Source organism: Phenylobacterium sp. (assembly GCF_020253645.1).
Lineage (GTDB): Bacteria > Pseudomonadota > Alphaproteobacteria > Caulobacterales > Caulobacteraceae > Phenylobacterium.
On the sequence record NZ_JADCBG010000089.1, the window covers coordinates 1 to 7,630 of the forward strand.

Consider the following 7,630-nt stretch of genomic DNA (forward strand, 5'->3'; position numbering starts at 1 on the left):
AGACAGAAGCACCAGTCGGCCTTGTTGGCGTAGCTGGTCCAGATCTTCTGGCCGTTGATCAGCCAGTGGTCGCCCTTGTCCTCGCAGCGGGTCTGCAGGGAGGCCAGGTCCGAGCCGGCGTTGGGTTCGGAATAGCCCACGCACAATTGAACTTCGCCGCGCACGATCGGCGGGATGTGGGTCTTCTTCTGCTCTTCGGTGCCGTAGTCCAGGATGGTCGGCCCGATCATGGTGATCCCCATGCCGAAGACCATCGGGTTGTAGGCGCCGATGCGCGCCATCTCCTGGGACAGGACGCGACCCTGCTGAGGCGAGAGCCCGCCGCCGCCGTACTCCGCCGGCCAGGTGGGGGCGCCCCAGCGCTTGTCGGCCATGCGCTCCTTCCAGAGCTTCATGTCGCCTTCGGGGCCGGGTCCCTCCATTGAGGCCAGGGCCGCGCCGGCCTGACCCTTCAGGGACTCGGGGAAATTCGCTTCAAGCCAGCTGCGGGCTTCCTTCCGGAAGGCCTCGAGTTCAACGTCGCCGCCGAAATCCGCCATGGTCCAGTCTCCGTCGGCGCCGGGAATACGGCGCTAATTTGGGCCAAGATTACCGCGCCGGCCCGAGGGGGCAAGACCTGCCCCGGCGTCAGGCAGGCGACGAAGATTTGACGGGGTCCGCCGCCAGGGTCGGACGGCGCCGCTGCGATGGATACACGGCTTGGCGAACCCGCCTCGGGTGGCTTAGAATTTCACCCTTGATCGTCCAAGACTAGGGCTGGGAAGTGCTTGGAACGATCGGCATGCGAATCCACTCGCGGCCCTGAGGCCGCCACCATCGGGTGCGGATAAAGTGACCAGGCAGTCGTCCTTCAGCTATGACGAACTCATCGACTGCGCCAAGGGGCGCATGTTCGGCGACGGCAACGCCAAGCTCCCGCTGCCCCCGATGCTCATGTTCGATCGCATCACCAGCATCACGGAAGACGGCGGCGACGCCGGCAAGGGCCGGGTCGTGGCCGAGCAGGACATCACCCCCGACCTCTGGTTCTTCGCCTGCCACTTCGACAACGATCCGGTCATGCCCGGATGCCTCGGCGAGGACGCGCTCTGGCAGCTGCTGGGCTTCTTCCTGGGGTGGAAGGGCTACAAGGGCCGCGGACGGGCCCGCGGCGGCGAGATCAAGTTCAACGGCTCGGTGTTCCCGTCGGCCAAGCTCGTGACCTATGACCTTCACATCACGCGCCTAGTCGATCAGCGGCTTACGATGGGCATCGCCGACGCCTCCGTGCTTGTCGATGGCCAGAAGATCTACCAGGCCAGGAACCTGAGGACCATCCTGGCCACCGGCAGCTGAGGCGCTCAGCCGAAGGCGAGCCGGTTCGTCTATCCACGCCGCATTTTGAACCCGATGAACAGCGCCCGTTGGGCCCGATCGAACTGCATGTAGATGTTGTGCTCGAGCACGAAGCTGAACGGCTGCCCGATTGGGTAGACATAGCGATGGCCGGGGTAGACCCGCGTCTCCGGCGCGATCTCGTCCCTGAGCCGCAACAGGCTGTCGAAGAGCAGACCGGGATCGGAATTGGGGCCCGAGCATATTCCGCACCCCTCGATGAACAGGGTGTCGCCCGTGAACAGGTTCTCGCCGATCCGGTGCCAGAGACTGCGCAGGGTGTGGCCGGGCGTCGGGATCGGCTCGATCTGGAGACCGGCGAGCTCGAAGCTGTTCCCGCCATCCAGGACCCGCAGGAGGTGGGACGGCACATCAAGGCGGTCGGCCTCCCGGCTGGAGACCCAAACCGGGCAGTCGCTCCCGGCCGAGAGCGGGGCGACCAGACCGATGTGGTCGGCGTGGGTATGGGTGACCAGGATGCCCCGGAGCGTCAGGTCGCGGCGGTGGAGGTCGGCGAGCACTGCGTCCAGATCGCCCACGGGGTCGATGATGATCGCGTCCCTTCGACGCTCGCCGTGGACCATGTGGACGAAGTTGCGCGTGGGGATCGATTGCATGTGCAGCGGCACGACAACGACCGTCATGCTGCTAGACCCCGAACTCGGCCGATAGCGCCGCGACGGCGGCGTCCGCATCGAGGTCGCTTTTTCTCGGCAGGACGATCGACCAGGCGAAATCTTGCAACAGCCATGACACGGCCCGGTATTGCGGGAAGTTCGCGAACAGGCACTCCAGGTGTCGCGCGTGAGGGTGGAGCGCACTGATCTCGAGTATCTTGAAGTCCAGGGTCAGGCCGGTCTTCAGCACCTTCGACAGCGCTTCCTTGGCCGTCCAGGCGATGGTGTGGCGCTGCGGCTCCGCCAGGGCGCACGCGGCCAGGCGCGGGCCCTCGTGGGCCGTGGGCACGCACAGTGACGCCAGGACGTCCCTGGCTTGAACCCGCTCGACATCGATCGCCATCGGATGCTCCTCGGGGAAGGCCAGCGCCGCGCCCCACGGCTCGCTGTGGGTGATGCTGACCTGCCGCCGGGCGCCGCCCCTGTCGAGATGCACGACCGGATGCTGGAAGACCCCTGGGCGGATCTCGATCATCGAGGGCACGACGTCCGCGCCGCTGGCGGCGCCACAACCGAGCAGGGCGAGCTTGGCCGCATAGCGACCGAGGAGGAAGCTGTGACGCCTCCGATTCGCGAGGAGCGTGGCGTGGTAGGCGCTTTCCCGGGGGTGCAGCAGCCGATCGGCGTGCTGCGGAAGCCGACTGAGGGGGCGCTACGGCCCCTCTGCAGACCCGCTCCGGCCCGCTTCGCGGTCCACCTCCCCCTGGGGAGGGAGGAACTAGGGAGTCATTGCTCTCCTGCGGAAGAGCTCCGGGCGAAGCCCGGTAAGGGGGCGCTCCGGCCTCGTGGCGCCCTAGGGCCTCGCCTCGGCGTCCAGCTGCGCGGCGATGGCGGCGATGAGGGCGTCCTGGCGGGCCGATCGGGCCGGGTTGGTCGCCTCGGGCCAGGCGCTGGAGATCACCACCACCAGCTTCCGGGCGGGGTCGACGTGCAGCCTCTGGCCGAAGATGCCCAGGCCGTTGAAGACCCCGTTGGCCTCGGTCCACCACTGATAGCCATAGCCAAAGCGCTCGTCAGTCGGCGCATGCGCGCGGGTGGCGTCGGCGATCCAGCCCTCGGGAAGCACAGGGCCCGAGACGCCGATCCCGCCGGTGCGGAGAAACTCGCCCACCCGGCCATAGTCGCGCAGGGTCATGGACAGGCAGCAGCCGCCCGCCTCCTGGCCCCGCTCGTCAATCATCCAGAGGGCGTCCTTCTCCATGCCGTAGGGCTTCCAGATCTTCTCGGAGAGATAGGCCGAGAGGGACTTGCCGGTGGCGGAGGTGACCAGCACGCCGATCAGGTTGGTCTCGCCGGTCTTGTAGACCCACTTTGCGCCCGGGGCGGCCTCGCGGGGCAGCCTGCGCATGTAGCTGACGGTGGAGTCGAGGCCCGGGTCGGCCGGGGTCGAGAACAGCAAGGCCACGTCGCTCTTCGCATCCGTATAGTCCTCGTTCCACTTCACCCCCGAGGTCATGGTCAGGAGCTGTCGGACGTTGACCTGGTCATAGGCGCTGCCCCGCAGCCCGGGGATGTAGCGCGTGACCTTGTCGTCCAGGCTCTTGATGTAGCCGTCCTTCACCGCCGCTCCCACCAGGGTCGAGGTGACCGACTTGGCCACGGAGAAGGACGTCCAGCGTCCCTCCGGGCCATAGCCCAGGCCGTAACGCTCCAGGCGCACCTTGCCGTCCTGAAGGACGAGGATCCCGGCGGTCTTTTCCCGCGACATGTACTCCGCCAGGTCGAAAGTCCGTCCACCGACCTGGGCCACCGCAAGGGGCGCGCCCGCCGGGAGTTCATGGACCTGATCGCCCCGCGCCGCCGTGCTCATCGGGAAATAGGCCTCCATCTTCGGGAAGCCCGCCTCTTTCTGAGCCTGCGACCAGAAGAGGACCGAAGCCGGCGGCGGCGGCTTGTCGGCGGCGACGGCGGGTAGTCCGGCCAGGACCAGGCCGGCGGCGAGGATGAGGGCGCGCATGGGGGGCTCCGGGGAGAACAGTCGGGTGAGGGCTATCGCCCTGAGGGCGCCGCGGCAAGGGACTCCCCCATCGGTCGATGCGTCACAACACATGTTCTACTTTTGTTCTTGCTCAATCCACAGGTCCGGGAGAAGGTTGTCGCTCACAACCTCCCGCTACCGAAAGGACCACGATGCCGAACGGACCTCACCGCCGCCGATCAGATGCGCTCGACGATATCACCGACTGGATGCGTCAACGCAGCGAGGCGGTGGCCGCGCGGGTCAGGCCGCAAGCCCGCGCCGCAGGGCATGAGCTCTTCAAGGCCGCAGTCCGGACCGGCGCCGCCCTGCCCATGACGACACCCATGGCGGTGGCCCTGGCGGGCGCCCAGGCGCTGATGCAGGAACGACGGGGGGCTCATTCCCCTCCAACCCGCAGCCGGAAGCCCCCCATTCCCATGAAGCGCGCGTCGCCTCAGCCCAAGCCGGCGAAGGCGACGGTCACCGGACAACCCGCCCAGCCCCTGGTCGCCAGCCTGGCCGCCGGGGCCCGGGGCGCCAGCGACGCCTTCACCTTTGGCCTGGGAGATCATCTGGGGGCGGGACTCTCCGCCGCCGGCGGGATGATCCAGGGGCGCGACTTCGTGAGCGGCTACGAGGAGGGGATGGCCTCTGCCCAGGCTCAGGATGCTGAGGACTGGAGGCTGCACCCCTACGCCCGGGCGACAGGCGGAGTTGCGGGAACCGGCGCCAGCCTGCTGGTCGCCTCCCCCTTGGCCCTGGGCCGGGTCGCTGCCGGAGGCGTCCGAATGGCGGCCCTGGCCGACGTCCCCCGCCTGAAGGCGGCGGCGGGCCTCGTGGGCCGGGAGGTCGCCGGGCTGACCGGTCTCGGCGCGGTGAATGGCGCAGTTGGTCAGGTGGTCATGGATCATGCCCTGGGAAGGGGGAGTTCGGCCTCCGACACGGCGGGCGCGGCGCTGGGTGGCGCGGTGGGAACCCTGGGCCTGCTCGCCTCCCGTCGCCCGCAGGCGTCCGCCGCTCTGGGCGGCGCAACAACATCCATGACCCAGGATCTCCTTGGCGGGCGACCTGTTTCAGTTGACGAGGCCCTGCAGTCGGCGGGGCTCAGCGGAGCGACCAGCGGCCTGGTCGCCCCTCTGGTGTCGACCCGGGTCAACCGTCTGCGTCCCTCCGAGAAAGGAAAACTGGGCGAGAGGCTGTCCGAAGGACGCTCGCATCTCCGGGGCGACGCGCCCCGGGAAGGCGCCAAGCCCCGCGTGCCCGTCGGCGGCGGGAAGGTGGCGATCCCCGATCACCAGACCCAGTCCGGCCGCTATGTGGAGGCCAAGTTCGGACCCAGTGCGAGACTGTCCGACAACCAGACCAAGGCTTTTTCTCTCGACCCGGACGGTTTTCGGCTGGATCATTTTCTTCCGCAGGACGTGGGCGCGGCGACCGCCGCAATCGCGTCCAATCTCGCCATGACGGCGTCACGTCCGCGCGCGAAGACGGACGGATCAAGTCCGCAGAACAGGCAGAACAGATCGAGAGGGAGGTAGAGTATGGGCGTCGTTGCAGACTATCTGGCGGTCCGGGCGTCAGACGCGGAGGCGCTGCTGGAACAACTGGGCGTTGGCCATACGGGCCAGACCGGCGACTGGAGCGGAGCCTATTACGCCGGCCGGGCCTTCGAGACCGGTTGGTATGTTCTAGTCATTCAGCGGCGTATCTTCGACGCCGACCGGGACCTGCCGGCTCTGGCCGAGGGGCGGGAGATTGTTCACGTCTATGTGGACGACGTGGTCATGCACAGCACCGCTGTCCTCCTGAAGGACGGTCAGGTCGTCTGGCGGGTCACCTCCGACGCCGACGAGGGCTATTCCGAAGAAGGCGAGCCTCCGGCGGGCCTGGCGCCCATCCTCGCCGAGCTTCGGCGACAGGAGGCGGAACAGGACCCGGACGGACCGGGGGTCGACTATGTCTTTGACGCCCCGATCGAGGCGGCCGCCCTGGTCACCGGCTTCCGCGGTCTGGCGGACACCCACGACCCCGACCTGGGCGCCGGCTTTGAGTGGCTTGAGCCGCCGGCCAAACCGCCCCGGGTCGGCCTCCTCACCGCTCTGGCCCAGCTTTTCGGCCTGGGCCGGAAGGGCTGACGCCCGCCGCCTAGAGCTTGTTGTGCGTCCCGTCGCAGAGCGGGGCGCCGGCGGTCTGCTTGCAGGCGCAGAAATAGACCGTGCGGCTTTCCGGGGCCTCCCACTTCTGGGGCAGGAAGTCCGTGCCCTCGCGCAGGTGGGCCCCGTCGCAGAAGGGCTGGTTCTTGGACAGGCCGCAGGTGCACCAGAAATAGGCCTTGCCGGCCTCGACCTCGACCGGAATGGGGGCCTTGCCCGCCACGACTGCCTTTTTGTCCGCCATCTCGCCTCTCCGTGCTGGCCCCTCCCGAGGGGACGGAGCTTCAGGGTAGCTTCATCACAGGACGGCCGGAAGCCCTTGCCTTCCCGCTCAGCGACGGAACGGACGCGCGCTCAGGAAATCCGTCGCCGAGAAGCCCTCCGGCGCAGCGACCTCGACGATGGGATCGTCCCGGTCGTCGAACTCAAGTCGCAGGGCCCGGGTCATGATGGCGTGCATGCCGTAGAGGGCGGTGATGTAGGTGAACTCCAGGATCTCCTCGTCGCCCCAGAAGGCGCGCAAGGCCTCGAAGACCTCCGGCGGGGTCCGCCCCGAACCCGTGGTCAGGCAGTCGGCGTAGGCCAGCACGGCCCGCTCGCGCGCATCAAAGACATCAGAGACGGTCCAGGCGGGGATGGCGGCGATCTTGTCCTCCGGCACGCCGAGGCCCCGCAGGGACTTGCAGTGCTGGGAGAAGACGAACTGGCTGCCATGGGCCCAGCCCGCCCGGGTCTGGCCCAGCTCGCGCAGGACCGGGTCGATCTTGCGGTCAGGATGGCGGTAGACGCCGAACCCCTCCACCGCGTGGCGGAAGATATCGGGCGCCAGGGCGAAGACCGTCCACCAGTCCCCGGGCGTGCCGGTGGCGGTGCCCGGCTCGGCCACCGGGTCCCGGCCCGGGCCGAACAGCAGGTCGTAATAGCGGTGGATCAGGTCAGAGCTGACCTCGGCGCGCGGGACCTGGCGCAGGACAGGCAAAGCCTCAGCCCCCGGTCCGGGCGGTCTGGATGGGGGCGCCGGCGGCGTCCAGCACCAGACCCTGACTGCGGCCCCCGTCCGCCGTCGCCGCCTCGTGCTCGACGTCCGCGGGGCCCATGGGCCGGGTCCAGGCGGCGAACTCCAGGCAGACACCGTCAGGGTCGAAGAAATAGACCGAGCGGACGAAGACGTCGTCCGTCACCTCGGCGCTGATCTGGAAGGCCGAATTGTCGTGGTTGAAGACCGGCGAGACCTCGATCCCCTTGGCCTTGAGCCGTTCGACATAGGCGTCGAACTTCTCGACCGGCACGGTGAAGGCCAGGTGGTTCATCGAGCCGTGGGCGGTGACCAGCCCTCCCTCGTGGGGCAGGGTGCGCGGCGAGGACACGCCCGGGGTCTGTGCCGGGGCGTCGGGGAACCAGAAGAAGGCGAGGGAATCGCCGTTGCCGATATCGAAGAAGAAGTGCTGGCCCGACTTCATGGGCAG

10 protein-coding genes are annotated in these 7,630 nt (G+C 68.3%); 3 read left to right on the forward strand and 7 right to left on the reverse strand.

Going from position 1 to position 7,630, the window contains the following annotated elements; all coding sequences use genetic code 11:
- Positions 1-539, reverse strand: a 539-nt coding sequence (locus INE98_RS06350; protein ID WP_293537487.1) for an acyl-CoA dehydrogenase family protein, incomplete at its 3' end; no start/stop codon positions are given.
- 292 nt (positions 540-831) lie between these two features.
- Between INE98_RS06350 and fabA the strand changes: the two genes are divergently transcribed.
- Positions 832-1,335 (forward strand): bifunctional 3-hydroxydecanoyl-ACP dehydratase/trans-2-decenoyl-ACP isomerase, encoded by a 504-nt coding sequence (gene fabA, locus INE98_RS06355; protein WP_293537488.1) that lies wholly within the window; start codon positions 832-834, stop codon positions 1,333-1,335.
- Positions 1,336-1,364: 29 nt separating this feature from the next.
- Here fabA and INE98_RS06360 read toward each other — a convergent pair whose 3' ends face one another.
- The 3 genes from INE98_RS06360 to INE98_RS06370 all read right to left on the reverse strand — a co-directional run bounded on the left by INE98_RS06360 (position 1,365) and on the right by INE98_RS06370 (position 4,008).
- Positions 1,365-2,018, reverse strand: a complete 654-nt coding sequence (locus INE98_RS06360) for an MBL fold metallo-hydrolase (protein WP_293537490.1) — start codon at positions 2,016-2,018, stop codon at positions 1,365-1,367.
- Positions 2,019-2,022: 4 nt separating this feature from the next.
- On the reverse strand, positions 2,023-2,526 hold the full coding sequence (locus INE98_RS06365) for a 4'-phosphopantetheinyl transferase superfamily protein (protein ID WP_293537492.1): 504 nt from the start codon (positions 2,524-2,526) through the stop codon (positions 2,023-2,025).
- A 318-nt stretch (positions 2,527-2,844) separates the two neighbouring features.
- Positions 2,845-4,008 carry a serine hydrolase gene (locus INE98_RS06370; protein WP_293537494.1) on the reverse strand — a complete coding sequence of 388 codons (1,164 nt, stop codon included), beginning with the start codon at positions 4,006-4,008 and terminating at the stop codon, positions 2,845-2,847.
- 230 nt (positions 4,009-4,238) lie between these two features.
- Between INE98_RS06370 and INE98_RS06375 the strand changes: the two genes are divergently transcribed.
- Positions 4,239-5,549: a hypothetical protein gene (locus INE98_RS06375; protein WP_293537495.1), complete on the forward strand. Its 1,311-nt coding sequence runs from the start codon at positions 4,239-4,241 to the stop codon at positions 5,547-5,549.
- Between the two features lie 3 nt (positions 5,550-5,552).
- Positions 5,553-6,146 (forward strand): hypothetical protein, encoded by a 594-nt coding sequence (locus INE98_RS06380; protein ID WP_293537496.1) that lies wholly within the window; start codon positions 5,553-5,555, stop codon positions 6,144-6,146.
- 10 nt (positions 6,147-6,156) lie between these two features.
- Here the strand turns inward: INE98_RS06380 and INE98_RS06385 are convergent, their stop codons facing one another.
- The 3 genes from INE98_RS06385 to INE98_RS06395 all read right to left on the reverse strand — a co-directional run.
- Positions 6,157-6,408, reverse strand: a complete 252-nt coding sequence (locus INE98_RS06385; RefSeq protein ID WP_293537498.1) for a CDGSH iron-sulfur domain-containing protein — start codon at positions 6,406-6,408, stop codon at positions 6,157-6,159.
- An 87-nt stretch (positions 6,409-6,495) separates the two neighbouring features.
- The gene (locus INE98_RS06390) at positions 6,496-7,143 is read right to left on the reverse strand and encodes a carboxymuconolactone decarboxylase family protein (RefSeq protein WP_293537499.1); all 648 of its coding nucleotides are present in this window, start codon (positions 7,141-7,143) and stop codon (positions 6,496-6,498) included.
- A 4-nt stretch (positions 7,144-7,147) separates the two neighbouring features.
- Positions 7,148-7,630: VOC family protein (locus INE98_RS06395; protein ID WP_293537501.1), on the reverse strand; the 483-nt coding region annotated here is incomplete at its 5' end.

Excerpts from the sequence above, each read along its gene's own strand:
- INE98_RS06360 (WP_293537490.1), bottom strand. The coding sequence starts at position 2,018 with ATGACGGTCGTTGTCGTGCCGCTGCACATGCAATCGATCCCCACGCGC.
- INE98_RS06365 (WP_293537492.1), bottom strand. The coding sequence starts at position 2,526 with ATGATCGAGATCCGCCCAGGGGTCTTCCAGCATCCGGTCGTGCATCTC.
- INE98_RS06370 (WP_293537494.1), bottom strand. The coding sequence starts at position 4,008 with ATGCGCGCCCTCATCCTCGCCGCCGGCCTGGTCCTGGCCGGACTACCC.
- INE98_RS06375 (WP_293537495.1), top strand. The coding sequence starts at position 4,239 with ATGCGTCAACGCAGCGAGGCGGTGGCCGCGCGGGTCAGGCCGCAAGCC.
- INE98_RS06380 (WP_293537496.1), top strand. The coding sequence starts at position 5,553 with ATGGGCGTCGTTGCAGACTATCTGGCGGTCCGGGCGTCAGACGCGGAG.
- INE98_RS06385 (WP_293537498.1), bottom strand. The coding sequence starts at position 6,408 with ATGGCGGACAAAAAGGCAGTCGTGGCGGGCAAGGCCCCCATTCCGGTC.